Raw genomic sequence first — 20980 nt, forward strand, 5'->3', positions numbered from 1 at the left:
GGGGGCGGGCAGATGGGTAAATGGTTTTTATTGCTGTTGATTATTGTACCGGCCGCAGAAGTAGGTGTATTAATATTATCCGGCAACACGATCGGCATATGGCCGACAATTGCACTCATTATTGCGACCGGGCTGCTTGGGGCCTGGCTTGCGAAACGGGAAGGCCTGCAGGTGTTCCGTACGCTGCAGATGCAGACGCAGCGGGGGGAGATGCCTGGGGATATTGTTCTGGATGGTGTCTGTATTCTTGTTGGCGGCACGCTGCTGCTCACCCCGGGATTTATCACAGACGCTCTCGGTTTCAGCCTGTTAATTCCGTGGTCGAGAAGAGGAATGAAAGCCGTTTTAAAGAAATGGTTTAAAAAAATGGTGGATAACGGGAATATAAGAGTGATGGGGCGCAGGTGGTAAGCCTGCTCCCGATTGAAACTTCTGAAAACTTTCCGGGCGTACATGACATGAAATTGTCAAATGTGGTAGGATTATTAGGAGCGTTTAATTTGGAAGGATGACCATGCATTGTTATCGCAAGCCTCAGTTTTTTTACTTATACTGCTTGCGGTGGGGATTTTCGCAAAAAACCAGTCATTAATCATAGCTGTCGCTGCTTTAATCGTTATTAAATGGACAGGACTGGGCGATAAAATATTTCCGTTTATGCAGGCAAAAGGCATTGAAATTGCTGTTACTATTTTGACATTTGCGGTTCTGGTTCCCATTGCTACTGGGGACATTGGCTTTCGCCAGCTCGGTGAAGCAGTTCGTTCCTATTATGCATGGATTGCGCTCGCCTCGGGCATACTGGTGGCGCTTATTGCCAAGGGTGGTGTAGAGCTTCTTCAGACAGATCCGCATATCACTACTGCGCTTGTGCTTGGCACCATTTTAGCAGTAGCTCTGTTTAACGGTATTGCCGTCGGGCCTCTTATCGGGGCCGGCATCGCTTATATTGCGATGAGAGCCGTGGAGTGGTTTTCCTCTCTCGGCGGATAGACGGCTGAATAACAGCCGGAGGTATCTCCGGCTGCCATAACAGGGGAAAAGTCATTATTGTATACACAATTGAATGCGCTATACCTCCAAAAAGTTGCAGTGCAATGGGCTTTTATGTCAAAAACAGACCAACCGTTCTGTTTTCGAAGCGTATGTTTTATTAAAAGGAAAATGTAAGCATTTTCTTCTTCAGTACATACGCTATACTTTTTGAATTAAAGGAGAGATTGTGTAATGAGTTCAACTCGTGGTTTAGAAGGCGTTGTAGCTACTACTTCCAGTGTCAGCTCCATTGTTGATGATGTATTGAGATACCAGGGCTATCATATTGATGACCTGACAGAAAATGCCTCTTTTGAAGAAGTTATTTATCTGCTTTGGTACGGGGAGCTTCCAACCAAAGAAGAATATAATAATTTCCGTCAGTCGCTCATGGATAATATGAGTGTACCGGATGAAATTTTTGAATATATGAAACAGTATCCGGTCGATAAAGTGCGTCCTATGGCTGCTCTTCGTACTGCAGTTTCGCAGTTGAGCCTTTACGACAGTGAAGCTGATGACATGAGCGAAGAAGCAAACCAGCGTAAAGCGGTGCGGCTGCAGGCACAAATTCTATCTCTCGTTACAGGTTTTGCAAGAGTTCGAAAAGGAAAAGACCCGATTAAGCCTGATCCTGCACTGAGCTTTTCTGCAAACTTTTTGTATATGCTAAACGGAGAAGCACCAGATGAAACATCGATTAAAGCGTTTAACAAAGCGATGATTCTGCACGCTGACCATGAACTGAATGCATCTACATTTACTGCCCGTGTTTGTGTAGCCACCCTTTCGGATATGTATTCTGGAGTAACAGCGGCTATCGGCGCATTAAAAGGCGAGCTTCACGGCGGCGCCAATGAGCGTGTAATGGGGATGCTGACAGAAATCGGAACCCCGGAAAATGTGGACAGCTATGTGCAGAAGCTTCTTGATAACAAAGAAAAGATTATGGGATTCGGGCACCGGGTATATAAAAATGGCGATCCTCGTGCCAAATACCTGCGCGAGATGTCGCGTCAGCTGACAGAAGTTACCGGTGAATCAAAATGGTATGACATGTCGATGAAAGTTGAAGAAAAAATCGAAAACGAAAAAGGTCTTCTGCCGAACGTGGATTTCTTTTCAGCGTCTGTATATCACAGTCTCGGCATTGACCACGACTTGTTTACACCGATTTTTGCCGTCAGCCGTACGTCCGGATGGATCGCTCATATTCTTGAGCAGTATGAAAATAATCGTTTAATCCGTCCGCGTGCAGAATATGTCGGCCCGGAAAATAAAACGTATGTTTCTCTTGACGAACGGTAAACTGGAACTGAAATTGTGGAAAACGGTGCTTCGTTTTCCTGCTTCCGTTTATTCAGCGTCCCGGGCATGATTTGATGTCCGGGTAAAAAAGAAAAGTTGATCATATTAAAGGAGGATTTATTTTATGTCTAACGGAGAAAAGATTCAAACTAATAATGGTAATTTAACGGTGCCAAACGAACCAATCATCCCTTATATCGAAGGGGACGGCATTGGTCCGGACATCTGGGCTGCAGCAGAGAAAGTATTGGATGCAGCTGTAGAAAAAGCCTATAACGGTGAAAAGAAAATTCACTGGAAAGAAATTCTTGTAGGTCAGAAAGCTTACGATAAAACAGGCGAATGGCTCCCGGAAGAATCCCTGGATGCTATCCGTGAATACTTAATCGCTATTAAAGGCCCGCTCACCACTCCTATCGGTGGAGGCATTCGTTCCTTGAACGTAGCACTTCGCCAGAAGCTTGACCTGTTTACATGCCTGCGTCCGGTACAGCACTTTACAGGCGTACCTTCCCCGGTAAAGCGTCCGGAAGACGTTAACATGGTTATTTTCCGTGAAAACACTGAGGACATTTATGCCGGTATTGAATTCCAGGAAGGCACAGATGAAGTGAAAAAAGTAATCGACTTCCTGCAAAATGAAATGGGCTCCGAAAACATCCGTTTCCCTGAAACATCCGGTATCGGTGTAAAACCTGTTTCCAGAGAAGGCACTGAGCGCCTCGTCCGTGCTTCTATTCAATACGCACTCGATGAAGGCCGTGAAAGTGTAACCCTCGTACACAAAGGAAATATTATGAAGTTCACCGAAGGCTCCTTCAAAAACTGGGGCTACGACCTTGCAGAGCGTGAATTCGGCGATAAAGTCTTCACATGGCGCGAATACGATGAAATCGTAGAAAAAGAAGGCAAGGAAGCAGGAAACGCTGCTCAGGATAAAGCGGTAAGCGAAGGCAAAATCATCGTAAAGGATGCTATTGCAGACATCTTCCTGCAGCAGATTCTGACACGTCCGAAAGAGTTTGATGTAGTAGCCACTATGAACTTAAACGGAGACTATGTTTCTGACGCGCTGGCTGCGCAGGTTGGCGGCATTGGTATTGCTCCAGGCGCCAACATCAACTATGAGACGGGACACGCTATTTTCGAGGCTACACATGGCACAGCACCAAAATATGCCGGCCTGGACAAAGTGAATCCTTCCTCTGTTATCCTTTCTGGAGAACTGCTGCTTCGTCACCTTGGCTGGAATGAAGCTGCCGAGCTTGTGCTTCAATCCATGGACAAAACCATCGGAAGCAAAGTCGTAACCTATGACTTCGCCCGTCTGATGGACGGTGCAAAAGAAGTGAAGTGCTCTGAATTCGGTGACGCTCTAATCAGCAATATGTAATCCAATCAATTGATAGGAGATGAGCATGCATGGCTATTACGCGCAGAAAAGTATCCGTTATAGGTGGCGGCTTTACAGGTGCTACTACGGCTCTTATGGTTGCCCAGAAAGAGCTTGGGGATGTAGTGCTTGTAGACGTCCCGGACAATGAAGGGCCGACAAAAGGAAAAGCACTCGACATGCTCGAGTCGACTCCAGTATATGGGTCGGATGTTAATGTGACCGGCACCTCGGATTACGCTGATACAGCTGGATCGGACATTGTCGTAATCACAGCAGGTATTGCAAGAAAGCCGGGGATGAGCCGGGATGATCTGATTAATACAAACGCAAAAATCATGAAATCTGTCACAAAAGAAGTGGTGAAGCATTCGCCGGAATGCATTATTGTCGTGCTCACCAATCCGGCAGATGCAATGACATATGCGGTGTACAAAGAATCCGGCTTCCCTAAAAACCGTGTTATCGGTCAGTCCGGAGTGCTCGATACGGCACGCTTCCGTACGTTTGTCGCCCAGGAAACCGGCATTTCCGTTGAAGACATCCAGGGATTCGTTCTTGGCGGCCACGGAGATGACATGGTACCGCTGATCCGTTACTCTAACGCTGGCGGAGTGCCGCTGACTAAGCTCATATCCCAGGAACGTATTGACGCAATCATTGAACGCACGCGCAAGGGCGGAGGGGAAATTGTGCAGCTTCTCGGTAATGGGAGTGCTTATTACGCCCCAGCCGCCGCTCTCACGGAAATGGTTGAAGCGATTTTAAAAGATAAAAAGCGAGTGCTTCCATCTATTGCTTTTCTTGAAGGCGAATATGGATATAATGATCTTTACCTCGGGGTACCGACCATTCTTGGCGGTAACGGGTTGGAAAAAATTATCGAGCTCGAGCTGACAGATGAAGAACAAAATCAATTGAATACTTCTGCTGATTCTGTTCGTGATGTCATGAAGGCATTACCGAACGATTAAAGAAGTGCTGAAGCTGCCTGTACAATACAGGCAGCTTTTTTTATGCCATCAGGAGAAAAGCGATAAACATTGAGCTGTATGACTCGCTTATAGTATGATGAATGTGACAGATGCAGCAGCTCGGGAAAATAATCAGTGCCAAGGGGGGCGCTGAGAGGCGGAGGGTTCATATGGCAACACGGTTATTGGTAGTAGACGATGAAGAATCCATCGTAACGCTGTTAAAATACAATCTTGAGCAGTCGGGATACGTGGTGGATACAGCTTACGACGGCGTGGAAGCACTCCGGAAAGCACAGGAGGTAAAGTACGATTTAATTGTGCTCGATCTAATGATTCCAGAGATCGACGGCCTTGAAGTGTGCCGGAAAATCCGGACAGAAAAGATTCAGGTACCAATTTTGATGCTGACGGCAAAAGACGAAGAGTTTGATAAAGTACTCGGTCTTGAACTGGGAGCCGATGATTATATGACAAAGCCGTTCAGTCCTCGTGAGCTGGTTGCCCGTGTCAAGGCGATCATGCGCAGAGTGGACTATTCCGGACAGGAAACGGAAATGGAAAAGATAGAAAGAAAAAGCATCGGCCACTTAACAGTGTATCCGGAAAATTATGAAGCATATGTAAAAGAAGAAGCGCTTGAGCTGACGCCGAAGGAATTTGAGCTGCTCGTGTACTTAATTAACCATAAAGGACGGGTGCTTACGCGTGACCAGCTGTTGAATGCAGTATGGAATTACGAATTTGTCGGAGACACTAGAATCGTTGATGTACATATCAGTCATCTGCGTGAAAAAATTGAACCGAATACGAAAAAACCGGTATACATCAAAACGGTCCGCGGCCTTGGCTATAAATTTGAGGAGCCGGCACCTGCATGAGGAGATTCCGTACCCGCCTGATCGTAGCTCTGATGGCGATTATTTTAATCGTTTTGACCGTCGTAGGGCTTGTGATCGGACAGATTGTCCGTTCTCTTTACGTGGATGAGCTCGAGAACAGTCTGGAAAGGGAGGCCAACCTTTCTGCCTCGATTGCTGAAGAACGAAATGAAGAAAGCTGGGAAGCACTGGCACAGAATATCAGCAGCCAGCTGGATGTCCGTGTGACGATTATGGATGAAAACGGAACCGTGATTGGAGAAACTGAAGCGGAGCCTGAAGAACTCGATAACCATTTCGGGCGTCCGGAAATAGAATCAGCGCGGGAAAACGGTGAAGGCAGTAATCTGCGGTACAGTGAGACGGTGGAAGCAGAGCTCCTTTATTACGCTGTGCCATTTTCGTATGAAAACGATACGCATTATATGAGGCTGGCTATTCCTGTTGAACGGATCAATGCCACTAACTGGCTGATCTGGGGAACTTTGATTGGGAGCTTTGGTATCGCGCTTCTGATCATTTTATATATTACAACAAAAGTGACAAATCAGTTGACGAAACCAATTACTCAGGCTACAAGAACGGCCAATGAACTGGCTAAAGGAAATTTCAGCGCCAGGGCTTATGGAAGTACGCAGGATGAAGTCGGTCAGCTGACCCGTTCGATTAACGTGCTCGCATTTAATCTTGAAAGTGTGACAAAGGAAAATCAGGAGCAGCAGGAACGGCTTGAAACGCTGATCAATACGATGGAAAGCGGCCTGGTATTTATAAACAGCCGCGGCGAAATTACGTTGATGAATGCCTACTGTGCCCGTATTTTTAAGGAAGACACAAGCCAGTGGCTCGATTTACTGTACTATGAAGCAATGGACGAGAAAGAGATCATTAAGCTTATCCAGAAAATATTTTTAACAGAGAGCCGGTCCAGTGCCACTGTGCAGATGCTTCATGAACTTGAAGTGCGTTTTTTCCACGTCTACGGTGCTCCGGTGCTGGGGGAAAAAGATGAGCTGCGCGGCATTGTGCTTGTTTTGCATGATATTACAGAGCTGAAAAAGCTGGAGGAAGTGCGGAAAGATTTTGTCGCGAACGTATCACACGAATTAAAAACGCCGGTTACTTCCGTAAAAGGCTTTACCGAAACGCTCCTGGACGGGGCTATGCATGACGAAGCGCTAAGCAGACAGTTCCTGGATATTATTTGGAAAGAAAGCGACCGGCTCCAGGATTTAATCAGTGATCTTTTGGAGCTTTCAAGAATTGAGCAGGATTATTTTGAATTAAACCGGTCACGATTCGATGTGAGCAATACGGCTGCAGAAGCCGTCCGCCTGCTTGAGCCTAAAGCGATTGATAAACATTTGCTGCTTACTTCGCGTGTGGACGCAGGAATTTATATGGATGGGGACGAAGCCCGGTTGAAACAAATTATTATCAACTTGGTCAATAACGCCATTATTTATACAAAAGAAGGCGGGGAAGTGCAGGTCCGGTTGTTTAAAGAAGCAGAGGAAGTAGTGCTTGAAGTAGAAGACAACGGCATCGGTATCAGTCCCGAGCAGCTGCCGCGTATCTTTGAGCGGTTCTATCGTGTTGATAAAGCGAGAAGCCGCGGTTCGGGCGGCACCGGGCTCGGACTTGCTATTGTTAAACATCTGACGGACGCCCACGGCGGCCGTATCGAAGTGAATAGCACCAGGGACGCAGGAACGGTATTCACACTGCGTTTTCCCGGGGAGAGACAGCCCGTAGAGGAAGAATTTACAAATTCTTAACCTCCGGTAAACGACCTATTTACATTTATGCGATAACATAGTGGTCGAACGGGTTTTCATCCGCTGTCTGTTTTTGTAGCGGGCTGCATCCCCTCTGGAACGAAAGCACCCCTTGGCTTTCGTTCTTTTTTTATGCTTTTTTCAGGTAGACATTCTGACGCTGTCCACGGTGTATGATAAAATATAACGATGAACGTGAAAGCCCGCTTGATGAAGTACATAAGAAGCCGGTTCGGCTTTTTGTAATAAGGAGGACAATAATTTGAGTAAACTAGTATTATTGGATGGAAACAGTATTGCTTACCGGGCCTTTTTTGCCCTGCCTCTTTTAAATAACGATAAAGGCGTTTATACAAATGCGATTTACGGCTTTACAACCATGCTTTTAAAAATTTTGGAGGACGAGGAGCCAAGCCACGTGTTGGTGGCCTTTGATGCCGGGAAAACAACCTTCCGCCACGATACTTACAGCGAGTACAAATCCGGCCGGGAAAAAACCCCTTCTGAGTTATCCGAACAGCTTCCAGTCATTCGTGAAGTGCTGGACGTTTTTAAAGTTCCTTATATCGAAAAGGAGAACTATGAAGCAGATGATATTATCGGCACCCTTTCGAAACGGGCCGAGGATGAAAACTGGGACGTGCGCATCTATACTGGTGACCGGGACCTGCTGCAGCTGGTCAGTCCTCACGTGCATGTTTCCTTTATCAAAAAAGGAATAACAAACACCGAACTGTATGACCCGGATGCGATTCAGGATCGGTACGGCCTTACTCCTCTTCAGATTACTGATATGAAGGGGCTGATGGGGGACAGCTCGGATAATATTCCAGGCGTGCCCGGGATCGGGGAAAAAACCGCATTAAAGCTGTTACAGGAATACGGCTCCGTGGATAAAGTACTGGAGTCCATTGATAAAATTTCCGGAAAAAAAATGAAGGAACGGCTCGAAGAAAATAAAGAACAGGCGAAAATGAGCAAAGAACTCGCTGTTATTTACCGGGAAACGCCGCTCGATTTAGAGCTTCAGCAATTAAAGCATGAAGACTATGACGTAAAAGAAGTGACAGATCTTTTCCGCGAGCTGGAGTTTCAAACGCTGTTAAACAAATTTGATGACGTTGATGAAGCGCAGCAGACATTCGATGAGCTGGCATACAAGCATGTAAAAGACGTGCAGGAGGATATGCTCGTTTCCCCGTCTGCCCTGGTGGTGGAAGTGCCGGAAGAAAATTATCACCACGGGAGTATCTGGGGCATAGCGGTTATTAATGAAACCGGCCGGTATTTTGTTTCCACAGAAGACGCGCTGCAGAGTGAAGCATTCCAGGAATGGGCTAAAGACGAATCCAAAGAAAAATATACGTTTGATACAAAGCGTGCTGTCGTTGCTCTGGGCTGGAAAGGCGTGGAACTCCGGGGTATCACCCATGATACGCTGATAGCCTCCTATTTAATTGATCCCTCTGTATCTTCGCATCACGTATCTGATATAGCAAAACGTCGGAATCTGCAGGTGGTGGACACCGACGAAGCTGTTTACGGTAAAGGGGCCAAACGTACGAAGCCGGAGGAAGAAGCACTGGCAGAGCATCTGATCCGGAAAGGTGAAGCCGTCTACCGGCTGCAGGGGAAAATTGAAGAGGACTTAAAACAGAACGAGCAGCTCGAACTGTTTAAGGAGCTGGAAATGCCGCTGTCGCTTGTACTCGGACAGATGGAAACCCAGGGCATCTCTGTGGACCGTTCGCAGCTTGAGGTGATCGGTGATGAGCTGGACGGCCGCCTCACAGAGCTTGAAAAAGAAATTTACAAACAAGCCGGGCGTGAATTTAACATTAATTCGCCGAAGCAGCTTGGGCCAATTCTGTTTGAAGAGCTCGGACTGCCGGCTGTTAAGAAAACGAAAACCGGCTATTCCACGTCGGCGGATGTGCTCGAGAAACTGAGTGACCAGCATGAAATTATTCCAAGTCTGTTGTTGTACCGCCAGATTTCGAAGCTGCGTTCGACATATATTGAGGGGCTCCTAAAAGTTATTCACCCAACTACGGGCAAAATTCATACGATGTTCAACCAGGCGATTACGCAGACAGGACGGCTGAGTTCTACTGAGCCGAATCTGCAGAACATCCCAATCCGCCTTGAAGAAGGCCGGCGTATCCGGAAGGCTTTCATTCCTTCTGAATCCGGGTGGTCTATTTTATCGGCAGACTATTCACAGATTGAACTCCGGGTGCTCGCTCATATTGCAGATGATGAGGGGCTCAAGGAAGCTTTCCAGAACAATATGGACATTCATACAAAAACTGCGATGGATGTGTTTGGCGTAGGGCACGACGAAGTGACATCCAACATGCGCAGAAGTGCGAAAGCTGTAAATTTCGGAATCGTTTACGGCATTTCGGATTACGGCCTTTCGCAGAGCCTTGGCATTACGAGAAACGAAGCGAAAGAATTTATTGAGAGCTATTTAAAAAGCTATCCCAACGTGCAGAATTACATGAATGAGATCAAGGATGAAGCGAGACGCGACGGGTTTGTAACGACACTTCTGCACCGCCGCAGGTATCTGCCCGACATGAACAGCCGCAACTTTAACCAGCGCAGCTTTGCAGAAAGAACAGCTATGAACACTCCTATTCAGGGCACGGCGGCTGATATTATTAAAAAAGCGATGGTGGATGTAAGCAAAGCCCTTGAAGAAAAAGGACTGAACAGCCGGCTGCTGCTGCAGGTACACGACGAATTGATCTTTGAAGTACCCGAAAATGAAGTGAAAACCATGCAGGAGCTTGTCCCGGAGCTGATGGAGCAGACAATTGAACTGTCGGTGCCTTTAAAAGCAGACGTGGCCCAGGGCCCGACATGGTATGATGCGAAATAAGGAGAGAGAACGATGCCTGAATTACCGGAAGTAGAAACGGTCCGGCGGAATTTAGAAGACACGGCCGTTGGAAAAACGGTGGAGACCGTGAAAGTATACTGGCCTAATATTATTAAACGCCCCGATGACCATGAAGCCTTTTCAATGATGCTTGGAGGAAAGACGATCGAGCGCGTGCACCGTAAAGGGAAATTTTTAGTAATTTATCTTGAAGATCTGGCTGTTGTTTCCCACTTGCGTATGGAAGGACGTTACGAATGGAGTGACGGCGGGGAGCCGGATAAACACACGCATGTGCGCTTTTATTTCACCGACGGTACGGAGCTCCGCTACCGTGACGTGCGTAAATTCGGCACGATGCACGTGTTCAGCCGAGGAGAGGAGTGGAACGAAAAACCGCTGAACCAGCTCGGGGCGGAGCCTTATCGTGATGCTTCTTTTACCGCTGATTACCTGCACGCCCGGTTTCAAAAAACCTCGCGCAGTATTAAGGCGGTACTGCTCGACCAATCAATTATTGCAGGTCTCGGAAACATTTATGTGGATGAAGCGCTGTTCCGGGCGGGTGTTCTGCCGGACGCTCCGGCCGCAGGACTTGAAAAGCCTGTGGTAGAAATCCTTCGAAAGCAGATCACAGAAGTGATCGAAGAGGCAGTCAAACAGGGAGGAAGCACGGTACGCTCCTATGTGAATGGAGACGGACAGGCCGGCGCTTTTCAATTAAATCTGTTTGTATATGGAAGAAAAGGGGAGCCGTGCAAAGTATGCAGTCATGAAATTGAGCGGGCTGTAGTAGCGGGCCGGGGTACGCACTACTGTCCAGTCTGCCAGACGAAGGAGGGGACGGAATGGTTATCGGCCTTACAGGCGGAATAGCAAGCGGTAAGTCACTGGTGGCAGACGCTCTGCGGGAGCAGGGCCTTCCCGTGATTGATGCTGATGTGATTTCACGGGAAGTGGTGGAGCCGGGGGAGCCTGCCCTGGAGCAGATTATTGAGCACTTCGGCCCGGAAATTCTCCAGTTTGATGGAACGCTCGATAGAAAAAAATTAGGCTCTGTCATTTTTAATGATACTGAAAAACGCCAGGTGCTTAATCAAATTATTCACCCGGCTGTCAGGCAGCGCATGATGAGCAAACGGGATGATCTCGTACGTGAAGGAAATGAACATGTCGTGCTCGACATCCCGCTTCTGCTCGAAAACAATTTAAACTTTCTGGTCGACCGCATTATCGTCGTTTATGTCAATGAAGCAACGCAAAAGCAGCGGCTCGTGGAGCGTGACGGCCGGGGAGAAGAAGATGCGGCTGCGAGAATCAAATCGCAAATGCCTCTCGGAGAAAAAAGAGAGCTGGCGGATGCAGTGATCGATAATTCGGGGACAGAAAAGGAAACCAAAACCCAGGTGAACGAGCTGCTCCATCAATGGAAAATAAAATAAAAACGGATGGATAACCACTTTTCGTAAAAGAAAGTGGTTATTTTTTAAAAATAGGTTGCAAGAATGCGCTATCAATGTGTTATACTATTTTTAGATTTTACTTATAAAAGTATAACATATTTCCAGAGGAGGATATTAAATGAAAACAAGCATAGCGATCAACGGTTTCGGACGAATTGGGCGTATGGTTTTTCGAAAGGCAATGATGGACCCTGAAATTGAAGTGAAAGCCATCAATGCCATGTATCCTCCTGAAACGCTGGCTCATTTAGTGAAATACGATAGTGTGCACGGTCCGTTTCCGCTTGAAGTAAAATCCGAAGGGGACGAAATGATCGTGGACGGAAAACGGATCCGCCTGCTTCAAAACCGAAATCCCCTCGAACTTCCGTGGGAAGAACTGGGTGTAGATATTGTGGTCGAAGCGACGGGGAAATTCAACCGTGGCCCTGACGCTGAAATGCATATAGAAGCCGGAGCTAAAAAAGTCGTGCTGACTGCTCCCGGCAAAGAAGTCGATACAACCATCGTAATGGGAGTAAACGAAAAAGACTACGATCCGGAACGCCACCACGTAATCTCAAACGCATCCTGCACGACGAACTGCCTTGCGCCGGTCGTCAAGGTGCTTGAGGATAACATCGGTATTGAAAGCGGTTTAATAACAACTGTACATGCATACACCAATGACCAGAACAATATGGATAATCCCCACAAGGATTTGCGCCGGGCGAGAGCCTGCGGCCAGTCGATTATCCCGACGTCTACCGGAGCAGCTAAAGCTCTTTCAGAAGTGATTCCTTCCATGGAGGGAAAAATGAATGGTATGGCTCTCCGGGTGCCAACGCCGAACGTGTCACTTGTGGATATGGTCATTGATATGAAGCGCCCGGTCACCGAAGAAGAGATCAACCAAACGCTGAAAACAGCTTCTGAGCAAAAGTTAAAGGGTATTATTTCCTACTGCGAGGACCCGCTCGTATCAACAGATTTTAATGGAAACGAAAATTCATCTATTATAGATGCTCTCTCCACCATGGTCATTAACGACCGCCAGGTTAAAGTGCTTGCATGGTACGATAATGAGTGGGGCTACTCCTGCCGGGTAGTGGATCTGGTAAAAATGGTCGGAGAACCAGCTGTCGGCTACTCCTCCGTCGCTTCGTTTTAAAAATCGTTAATGTGGGAAAGCGTCCCGTAAGTGGGGCGCTTTTTTGTTTATCCTCTATGGGGAATTATGTACAGAAGTTATGGAGTATATACAGGCATTAAAGCCCTGGATCAAAGCTTTAAAGATGCTGCATGTGAAAACTGGTTGCAAATTGCAAATAAACATCGTATACTGAATTTCGTGCCTGTGCGTCCTTGAATTTGACGGCAGAAATGCACAGTTTTCAGGCGTATACAGGTATACTAGCGGTTACTGTAAGGGTTAGTGCCAAATTGGACTAACTTTCCCCCAGAGTAGCCTTTAAAACGTGACGGGCCGATAAAAATACAACGACCTAATGATGTAATAAAAAGAAACAAAGGGGGAAACGTACCATGGAAACAATGGGACGCCATGTCATTTCCGAGCTCTGGGGTTGTGACGAAGAAACTTTAAACAATGTAAATGCAATCGAACGTATCTTTGTAAACGCCGCTTTAAAAGCAGGCGCTGAAATAAGAGAAGTGATTTTTCATAAATTTGCACCGCAGGGTGTAAGCGGAGTAGTCATCATTTCAGAATCGCATTTAACGATTCACAGCTTTCCGGAACACGGCTATGCAAGCATCGATGTGTATACTTGCGGAGACCATATTGATCCGAACACGGCGGCTAAATATATTGCCGGTTCACTCGGTGCCGAAGCGGAAGAAACAATAGAAATCCCCCGCGGTACAGGCCCTATCCGTGTAGAGCGCCCGGAAGCGAATGCCCTATAATACGCATACGAACACCGTTTAAGCACAGGTAGCTGCTTGAACGGTTTTTTATTGCCTGCAGTACAAGGGATTCAAAGAAATACACAAATTGTCATCCTCCCGCCAGGAGCGAATGTGATATGATAGAACCAATAAAAATAGAGACCGCCCATCAAATTGGAGATGATAATAATGAAATGCCCTGTATGCTACTCCAATGGCACACGTGTATTGGATTCGAGGCCGAGCAATGAAGGCCGTTCCATCCGGCGCCGGCGTCAGTGTGATACGTGCCACCACCGCTTCACTACATTTGAAATTGTGGAAGAACTGCCGCTTGTCGTAGTGAAAAAAAATGGGAACCGGGAGGAATTCAGCCGGGAAAAAATGCTGAGAGGCTTGATCAGAGCCTGTGAAAAGCGGCCAATCCCAATGGAAACGCTCGAGGGCATCGTTTCGAGGGTTGAAAATAAACTGCGGGAAGAAGGACGAACAGAAGTGAAAAGCGAGGAAGCCGGGGAGCTTGTCATGGAAGAGCTAGCGGATATTGATGAAATCGCTTATGTCCGTTTTGCTTCTGTTTACCGGCAGTTTCGTGATATAAATGTATTCATCAATGAATTAAAAGAACTGATTGATAAAGAAAATAAAGAAGATTCATCAAAATCATAAAAAGGAGGGCGGCGCTTTGAGTCTGCATTGGATGGAAGTAAAACCGGTGGACGGGTACTACGTTCGCACAAGTAAAGAATTCAGCGAGAGCACGGATAAAACGATGTCTATGCTCTACCAGCCGTTAGTCGGAAGCAAAGCGATCGCTCTCTACCAGACTCTGCAGAATAAGCTTGAAAAAGACTGCTATGAAAGCTCCGAAGCAACCCATCATGAACTGATGGCTTTTTTGCAGATGCCTTTAAATGAGATTTACGCTGCCCGCCGCCTGCTTGAAGGCATCGGGCTTCTCAGGGTTTATGAACTCGAAACACACTCACAGGATAAAACATTTGTTTATGATATCCAGCCGCCTATGTCGCCGCGGGCTTTTTTTCAGGACGATGTGTTAAGCGTATTTTTATATAACCGTCTTGGGAAAAGCAAATACATTCAGCTGCGCCAGCGTTTTGGCATTTCGGCTGTGCCTGAAGGAGCAGAAGAAATTACGGCTTCGTTCAATGAAGTATTTGCTTCCCTGCATGCGTCGGAAATGGCTTCCGAGCCGCCTCCGGCAGATGAAGGAACAGAATTTGTCGGTGGCAGTGAGCCGTCGCGCCTGCAGCTTGAAGAGAATGGATTCGACATGGAGCTGCTAAAAGCTTCGCTTCCTTCCTTTCTCGACAGCTCCCGGCTGTTAACACCTTCGCTGCAGCAGACCGTCCGCCGGCTTGCTTTTGTGTATCAGCTATCGCCGATTGATATGGGAAAAGTGATTCAGGAGTCCCTATCAGCAGACGATGAAGTAAATATAGAAGACCTGCGTAAAAAGGCAAAAAATCATTACCGTATGGAGCACGGAGCAGCCCCGCCTGCGCTCGGGAACCGTACAGAAAGTCAGGAGCCGGCACCGGCAAAGGGCCGCCCGGTGTCTGAACAGGAGCAAATGAAGCAGTTTTATGAACAGACGTCCCCCGTGACGTTTCTTCGTTCGGTGGCCGAAGGAGCTACTGTGCCGGAGTCGGATATCCATCTCGTGGAGGAGCTTTTATTCAGCTACCGTTTATCCCCGGGAGTTGTGAACGTGTTGACAGATTACGTGATGAAGAAAAATAATATGAAATTAAGCAAAGCGCTTGTCTATAAAATTGCCGGCCAGTGGACAAGAAAAAAAGTACATACCGTAGAGGATGCCATGAAGCTCGCAAAGGAAGAACACAAGCAGGCCCAGGAACGCCAGGCACCTAAAAACAATTATACGAATAAGCGGTCTCAGGGCTACGTCCGAAACGATAAGCTGCCTAAGTGGCTGGAAAAAGAAGAGCAGGCAGAGAATAAACCGGCAGAAGGTGAAAATTCCACGCAGGAGGAGCAGCTGTCGAAGGAAAGAGAGCGCTTTGAAGAAATGCTTAAGGAACGACGGGAAAGAGCAAACCGTTAAAAGAAAGGAGGCGGCTGGATGGATTCGATCGGATCCTCGTTGAACAGATGGATGGATAAGGATTGGAAGGAACGGATGGCCAGACTTGAAAAAGAAGTGTTTGCCTATCCGGGAGTTATCGATTTCAAGCGCCGTCATCCGCACATACCAGCGGAAGAATACGAAAAAAACAAGGCAGCTTTATTTGAGTATAAAAGGGAGCGCAGTAACTGCGATGCCTGTCCTGGGCTTGAAAACTGCCCGAACCTGATGCAGGGCTATCAGCCGGAATTGATGGAAGACAAAGGGAAAGTAACGGTTGCCTATCACCGCTGTTCATTAAAGATACACGATGATGAAAAGAAAAAAAGACAGGCACTTATTAAAAGCTATTATATTCCAAAAGAGATACTGCATGCTTCCTTTGACCAGGTGGATATGGACCATGAATCAAGAGCGAAGGCAGGAACCGCAGCACTGCATTTCGCATCGACCACCGTGCCCGGAGAAGACGGACAGGGGCTTTACCTGTATGGAAAATTCGGGGTCGGTAAAACGTATATTGCCGGAGCCATCATGAATGAACTGGCGGAGCGAAACATCGGCTCGATGATTGTACACGTGCCGGACTTTTTCCGTGAGATCAAAGAATCGCTTTCGGATAATACGGTGAGGGAAAAGGTGGACAGCGTCAAAGGCGTGCCGGTGCTCATACTCGACGATCTTGGAGCCGAATCGATGAGTGCCTGGACAAGAGACGATATTTTAGGAGTTATTCTGCAGTACCGGATGATGGAAAAGCTTCCTACTGTTTATACTTCCAACTATGATTACAGTGAACTTGAAGAGCATTTGACGTATTCCCAGAAGGGTGGTAACGAGCGGCTGAAAGCTAAGCGTATCATGGAGCGCATCCGCCCTTTCACAGAAGAAGTGTTCATGGACGGACAGAACCGCCGGGGATAATTGGAAATGCATAGGGCATTCTAAGTGTATAATACAAATAAATATGCTACCATGATGATAGCGCCCAGCATGCAGAAAATGGGTTGGATTCGCGGTATTTTCATGCGAGCGCCACAAAGGAATTTTCTGGAGGGTATACAAATGAGCATTGATGGAATACTGGAACGTGCATTAAACGGAGAACGACTGACAATGGATGACGCTGTGCGCTTGTATGAAAGCGATGAAATAGAAAAAATGGGAGCTGCCGCAGATGAAATTAAAAAACGCTGGCACCCCGAGCCTGTTGCTACCTTTAACATAGGACGGAATGTCAATTACACAAACGTCTGCGATACCTTCTGCCGTTTCTGTGCATTTTACCGCCGGCCGGGATCGGAAGAGGGATACCTTCTTTCGGATGACCAGATTCTGCAGAAGATTAAAGAGCTTCAGGATGTAGGAGGAGACGAAATTTTAATGCAGGGCGGGACCAACCCGAACCTCCCATTTGAATACTATACGAACCTGCTCAAAAAAATTAAAAGTCATTTCCCTGATGTGACGATGCACTCGTTTACACCGGCAGAGGTGTACAAAATGATGGAAGTGTCCGGCCTGTCCTTGAGAGAGGTATTAACGGCTCTTCACGAAGCAGGTTTGGATTCACTTCCGGGCGGCGGCGCCGAAATTCTCACAGAGAAAACGAGAAAACGGATCAGCCGCCTGAAATGCACGGCCGACCAATGGATTGACTGCATGAAAATGGCTAAAGAGGTCGGTATGCACGGCACTGCAACGATGGTTATCGGCTTTGGCGAATCCAATGAAGAGCGGGCAGAACACCTGTGGCGCATTCGTGAGGCGCAGGATGAATCCAACTGCTTTTTGGCTTTCATATCCTGGACCTTCCAGCAGGATTACACAAGCATGAAAGGCGAGCGTATTACACCGGAAGGCTATCTCCGTAACGTTGCCATTTCACGCTTGTTCCTGGACAATATCCCGAACTTCCAGTCCTCCTGGGTAACAGCAGGACCAGAAACGGGGAAACGCTCCCTTTCCTACGGCTGTAACGACTTTGGCAGTACTATGATGGAAGAGAACGTTGTTTCTTCAGCCGGTACCACACACAAAGTGAACATCAACCGTATTCTTCGTTTAATACGGGAAGCAGGCTACACGCCGGCTCAACGTAATACGAAGTATCATACACTCCGGGTGTTTGAGGGAGAAGAGAACAGCGAAAAAGACTTTGTAATGCAAAACTAAATACAGGTTGCATGAAAAGAAGCTTTTCGCTATGCTGAAATAGCGAAAAGGAAAATGCAAGGATGAGGCCATGAAAATAAAACAGGCGTCCCAGAGAAGAGAACCATGGCTGGAAGTTCTCTACGAACCGTTTTATTTTTACCCCCTCGGAGCTTCGGCAGGGAACAGCAGTATCTGCCGGCGGATCCCCGGCCGTTACCCGGATAGAGTCGTCCCTTTACAGGGGAGGGAAACTAGGGTGGAACCGCGGCTGAGCCCGCCCCTTTCGAGGGGGCGGTTTTTTTATGTGTTTTTCTGTATATTACAGTAATAAAAGGAGGATAAATCACAGTGGCAGAACAGGCAATTACGCTCATATTTCCAGATGGAAATGAAAAGTCATATGACATTGGCACGACGACAGAAGAAGTAGCCGGCGGGATCAGCTCGGGACTGAAAAAGAGTGCGCTGGCAGGAAAAATTAATGGAAAAATGGTGGATCTCCGCACTCCGCTCCGGGAGGACGGTCAGATTGAAATCATCACGTATCAGTCCCCGGAAGGCCTTGAAGTGCTCCGGCACAGCACCGCGCACGCGATGGCCCAGGCGGTGAAGCGCTTGTTTGATGATGTGCAGCTTGGTGTCGGCCCGGTGATTGAAAACGGATTTTATTACGACATTGATACCTCGCACCAGCTGACGCCGGAAGACCTTCCTAAAATCGAAAAAGAGATGAATAAAATCATCGATGAAAATCTTGAAATTATTCGCGAGGAAGTGTCCCGGGAAGAAGCAGTCCGCTTTTTTAAAGAGCTTGGCGACGAGCTGAAGCTGGAATTAATTGAGGATATCCCGGAAGGAGAACAGATCGCGCTTTACCGGCAGGGAGAATTTGTCGATTTATGCCGCGGCGTTCATGTGCCGCAGACATCCAAATTAAAAAAGTTTAAGCTGATGAATATTTCCGGGGCATACTGGCGCGGGGACAGCAGCAACAAAATGCTGCAGCGTATTTACGGAACCGCCTTTGAAAAACAGTCCCAGCTTGACGATCATTTGAAAATGCTCGAAGAAGCTAAGGAGCGCGACCACCGTAAAATTGGCAGAGAGCTCGACATATTTACGACAAGTCAGACAGTCGGACAGGGCCTTCCTCTCTGGCTTCCAAACGGTGCCACGATCCGTCGGATTATCGAGCGCTATATTGTGGATAAAGAAGTGCGTCTCGGCTATGATCACGTGTATACGCCGGTACTTGGTTCCTCCGAGCTCTATAAAACGTCGGGCCACTGGGACCACTATCAGGACGACATGTTCCCGCCGATTGAAATGGATAATGAAACACTTGTGCTTCGGCCGATGAACTGTCCGCACCACATGATGGTTTACAAAAATAAAAAGCACAGCTACCGCGATCTTCCGGTACGCATTGCAGAGCTCGGAACGATGCACCGTTATGAAAAATCCGGAGCGCTTGCCGGTCTTCAGCGGGTGCGGGCGATGACGCTAAACGACGGTCACATTTTTGCCCGTCCGGATCAGCTGAAGGATGAGTTCATTCGTGCTGTACGCCTGGTTCGTGAAGTCTATCATGATTTCGGTATCAAGGATTATACCTTCCGGCTTTCCTACCGGGATCCGGAGGATAAAGAAAAATACGTGGACGATGACCAGATGTGGGAAAATTCCGAGCGCATTCTGAAAGAAGCGATGGATGCGATTGACGCTGAATACGTGGAAGCAGAAGGCGAAGCAGCATTTTACGGTCCGAAACTCGATGTCCAGGTAAAGACAGCAATGGGCAAAGAAGAGACACTTTCCACTGTCCAGATCGACACTCACCTGCCTGAACGATTTGATCTCACGTATGTGGGAAGCGACGGCGGCGAGCACCGTCCGGTAGTCGTCCACCGTGGCATTGTGTCCACGATGGAACGCTTTATCGCTTTTCTGCTTGAAGAGTACAAAGGCGCCCTGCCGACGTGGCTTTCCCCTGTACAGGTGAAAATCATACCGGTCTCGCCTGACGTTCATCTTGACTACGCGAAAGAAGTGGAAATGGCACTGCAGGCCTCGGATGTCCGGGTGGAAGTGGATACAAGGGATGAGAAGCTCGGCTATAAAATCCGCGAAGCCCAGACGCAGAAAATTCCTTACATGCTTGTGCTTGGTGACAAAGAGCAGGAAGCGAACGCCGTAAATGTACGCAGATACGGTCAGCAGGATTCGGACTCACAGCCGCTGAATGATTTCGTGGAAAATGTAACAGCGGCTATCAACGAATATCGATAAAAAGGTTGACGTCCTAATGGGGCCGTGCTAAGATGTCCTAGTGTGAAAATAATTAATCCCTAAAGAAGAAGCGCCCGCTTCTCACCTGACCGACAAACGTTGGCTGGTTATTACTAATATATTGAATGTGTAGAGCATATATTCTGTATACGTGTGGGCGCTTCTCTGTTTTAGAGGGTGTCTGCACGTTTTTTCGTTGTGCCAATGGTATGTATTTGCGTGGAAGCCCCGCGCACTAAATTTCTGGAGGTGGCTTATTATTCGTAAGGACCAAAAGGTAAACGAGGGCATCCGTGCCCGTGAAGTTCGACTCATCGACTCTAACGGAGAGCAGCTTGGAGTAAAATCAAGAAACGAAGCTTTAGAGCTGGCCGGGAAAGAAAACCTTGACCTTGTTCTTGTCGCTCCAAACGCAAAACCGCCTGTCTGCCGTATTATGGATTACGGTAAATATCGTTTTGAACAGCAGAAAAAAGATAAAGAAGCCCGGAAAAAGCAAAAAACGATCAACGTGAAAGAAGTTCGTTTGAGCCCGAGCATTGAAGAACACGACTTTAATACAAAACTGCGTAACGCAAGAAAGTTTTTGTCTAAAGGCGATAAAGTAAAAGCAGCTATCCGCTTCCGCGGTCGTATGATCACACACTCTGATATCGGTAAAGAGGTGCTTGACCGGTTTGCAAAAGAGTGTGAAGACGTGAGTACGATTGAAACGAAGCCGAAAATGGATGGCCGCAGCATGTTCCTCATGCTCGCTCCAAAAGCAGAGCAGGAACGGGAGCAAAAAGAAGAATCCAGTAAAGAGTAGACAGCGG

The 20980-nt window shown here is 47.4% G+C and carries 18 protein-coding genes and 1 other annotated feature; all 18 genes read left to right on the top strand.

The window, feature by feature from the left end; translation table 11 throughout:
* The first annotated feature begins 12 nt into the window (after positions 1 to 12).
* The 18 genes from ACTRXI_RS07985 (at position 13) to infC (ending at position 20973) form a co-directional block, all read left to right on the top strand.
* Positions 13 to 411: an FxsA family protein gene (locus ACTRXI_RS07985; protein ID WP_474261904.1), complete on the top strand. Its 399-nt coding sequence runs from the start codon at positions 13 to 15 to the stop codon at positions 409 to 411.
* A 108-nt stretch (positions 412 to 519) separates the two neighbouring features.
* Positions 520 to 993, top strand: coding sequence for a DUF441 domain-containing protein (locus ACTRXI_RS07990; protein WP_022793103.1), 474 nt, complete (start codon positions 520 to 522; stop codon positions 991 to 993).
* Between the two features lie 234 nt (positions 994 to 1227).
* Positions 1228 to 2343, top strand: a complete 1116-nt coding sequence (citZ, locus tag ACTRXI_RS07995; protein WP_474261905.1) for a citrate synthase — start codon at positions 1228 to 1230, stop codon at positions 2341 to 2343.
* A gap of 124 nt (positions 2344 to 2467) precedes the next feature.
* On the top strand, positions 2468 to 3736 hold the full coding sequence (icd, locus tag ACTRXI_RS08000; protein WP_022793105.1) for an NADP-dependent isocitrate dehydrogenase: 1269 nt from the start codon (positions 2468 to 2470) through the stop codon (positions 3734 to 3736).
* Positions 3737 to 3765: 29 nt separating this feature from the next.
* Positions 3766 to 4710, top strand: a complete 945-nt coding sequence (gene mdh, locus ACTRXI_RS08005; RefSeq protein WP_474261906.1) for a malate dehydrogenase — start codon at positions 3766 to 3768, stop codon at positions 4708 to 4710.
* Positions 4711 to 4880: 170 nt separating this feature from the next.
* A complete protein-coding gene (locus ACTRXI_RS08010) occupies positions 4881 to 5591 on the top strand; it encodes a response regulator transcription factor (RefSeq protein WP_474261907.1) in 711 nt (236 codons plus the stop codon).
* Positions 5588 to 7369, top strand: coding sequence for a two-component system histidine kinase PnpS (pnpS, locus tag ACTRXI_RS08015; RefSeq protein ID WP_474261908.1), 1782 nt, complete (start codon positions 5588 to 5590; stop codon positions 7367 to 7369). Before ACTRXI_RS08010 ends, pnpS begins: the two co-directional genes overlap by 4 nt.
* A gap of 262 nt (positions 7370 to 7631) precedes the next feature.
* Positions 7632 to 10256, top strand: a complete 2625-nt coding sequence (polA, locus tag ACTRXI_RS08020) for a DNA polymerase I (RefSeq protein WP_474261909.1) — start codon at positions 7632 to 7634, stop codon at positions 10254 to 10256.
* A gap of 12 nt (positions 10257 to 10268) precedes the next feature.
* A complete protein-coding gene (gene mutM / locus ACTRXI_RS08025) occupies positions 10269 to 11132 on the top strand; it encodes a DNA-formamidopyrimidine glycosylase (RefSeq protein ID WP_474261910.1) in 864 nt (287 codons plus the stop codon).
* Entirely contained in the window at positions 11105 to 11698 is a 594-nt protein-coding gene (gene coaE / locus ACTRXI_RS08030; RefSeq protein WP_474261911.1) for a dephospho-CoA kinase, read from the top strand. The genes mutM and coaE overlap by 28 nt, the downstream gene beginning before the upstream one ends.
* A 139-nt stretch (positions 11699 to 11837) precedes the next feature.
* Positions 11838 to 12869 carry a glyceraldehyde-3-phosphate dehydrogenase gene (locus ACTRXI_RS08035; RefSeq protein WP_474261912.1) on the top strand — a complete coding sequence of 344 codons (1032 nt, stop codon included), beginning with the start codon at positions 11838 to 11840 and terminating at the stop codon, positions 12867 to 12869.
* A 374-nt stretch (positions 12870 to 13243) separates the two neighbouring features.
* Positions 13244 to 13627: an adenosylmethionine decarboxylase gene (gene speD, locus ACTRXI_RS08040; RefSeq protein ID WP_022793113.1), complete on the top strand. Its 384-nt coding sequence runs from the start codon at positions 13244 to 13246 to the stop codon at positions 13625 to 13627.
* A 171-nt stretch (positions 13628 to 13798) separates the two neighbouring features.
* Entirely contained in the window at positions 13799 to 14278 is a 480-nt protein-coding gene (gene nrdR, locus ACTRXI_RS08045; RefSeq protein ID WP_022793114.1) for a transcriptional regulator NrdR, read from the top strand.
* 16 nt (positions 14279 to 14294) lie between these two features.
* The gene (locus tag ACTRXI_RS08050; protein ID WP_474261913.1) at positions 14295 to 15698 is read left to right on the top strand and encodes a replication initiation and membrane attachment family protein; all 1404 of its coding nucleotides are present in this window, start codon (positions 14295 to 14297) and stop codon (positions 15696 to 15698) included.
* Positions 15699 to 15716: 18 nt separating this feature from the next.
* Positions 15717 to 16643, top strand: a complete 927-nt coding sequence (gene dnaI / locus ACTRXI_RS08055; RefSeq protein ID WP_474261914.1) for a primosomal protein DnaI — start codon at positions 15717 to 15719, stop codon at positions 16641 to 16643.
* Between the two features lie 141 nt (positions 16644 to 16784).
* Complete coding sequence (mqnC, locus tag ACTRXI_RS08060) at positions 16785 to 17894, top strand: cyclic dehypoxanthinyl futalosine synthase (protein WP_322526531.1); 1110 nt, start codon at positions 16785 to 16787, stop codon at positions 17892 to 17894.
* Positions 17895 to 17944: 50 nt separating this feature from the next.
* Positions 17945 to 18161: a binding site (T-box leader), on the top strand.
* A gap of 63 nt (positions 18162 to 18224) precedes the next feature.
* A complete protein-coding gene (thrS, locus tag ACTRXI_RS08065) occupies positions 18225 to 20165 on the top strand; it encodes a threonine--tRNA ligase (protein ID WP_474261915.1) in 1941 nt (646 codons plus the stop codon).
* A 196-nt stretch (positions 20166 to 20361) separates the two neighbouring features.
* Positions 20362 to 20973, top strand: a complete 612-nt coding sequence (infC, locus tag ACTRXI_RS08070) for a translation initiation factor IF-3 (protein ID WP_322526529.1) — start codon at positions 20362 to 20364, stop codon at positions 20971 to 20973.
* The last annotated feature ends 7 nt before the right edge of the window (positions 20974 to 20980 follow it).

It is taken from the genome of Marinococcus sp. LNHM4E3-1 (assembly GCF_056034405.1).

Coding starts and splice junctions, on each gene's coding strand:
- ACTRXI_RS08010 (WP_474261907.1), top strand. CDS start 4,881: ATGGCAACACGGTTATTGGTAGTAGACGATGAAGAATCCATCGTAACG.
- citZ (WP_474261905.1), top strand. CDS start 1,228: ATGAGTTCAACTCGTGGTTTAGAAGGCGTTGTAGCTACTACTTCCAGT.
- ACTRXI_RS07985 (WP_474261904.1), top strand. CDS start 13: ATGGGTAAATGGTTTTTATTGCTGTTGATTATTGTACCGGCCGCAGAA.
- ACTRXI_RS08035 (WP_474261912.1), top strand. CDS start 11,838: ATGAAAACAAGCATAGCGATCAACGGTTTCGGACGAATTGGGCGTATG.
- mdh (WP_474261906.1), top strand. CDS start 3,766: ATGGCTATTACGCGCAGAAAAGTATCCGTTATAGGTGGCGGCTTTACA.
- pnpS (WP_474261908.1), top strand. CDS start 5,588: ATGAGGAGATTCCGTACCCGCCTGATCGTAGCTCTGATGGCGATTATT.
- mutM (WP_474261910.1), top strand. CDS start 10,269: ATGCCTGAATTACCGGAAGTAGAAACGGTCCGGCGGAATTTAGAAGAC.
- speD (WP_022793113.1), top strand. CDS start 13,244: ATGGAAACAATGGGACGCCATGTCATTTCCGAGCTCTGGGGTTGTGAC.
- mqnC (WP_322526531.1), top strand. CDS start 16,785: ATGAGCATTGATGGAATACTGGAACGTGCATTAAACGGAGAACGACTG.
- coaE (WP_474261911.1), top strand. CDS start 11,105: ATGGTTATCGGCCTTACAGGCGGAATAGCAAGCGGTAAGTCACTGGTG.
- nrdR (WP_022793114.1), top strand. CDS start 13,799: ATGAAATGCCCTGTATGCTACTCCAATGGCACACGTGTATTGGATTCG.
- dnaI (WP_474261914.1), top strand. CDS start 15,717: ATGGATTCGATCGGATCCTCGTTGAACAGATGGATGGATAAGGATTGG.
- icd (WP_022793105.1), top strand. CDS start 2,468: ATGTCTAACGGAGAAAAGATTCAAACTAATAATGGTAATTTAACGGTG.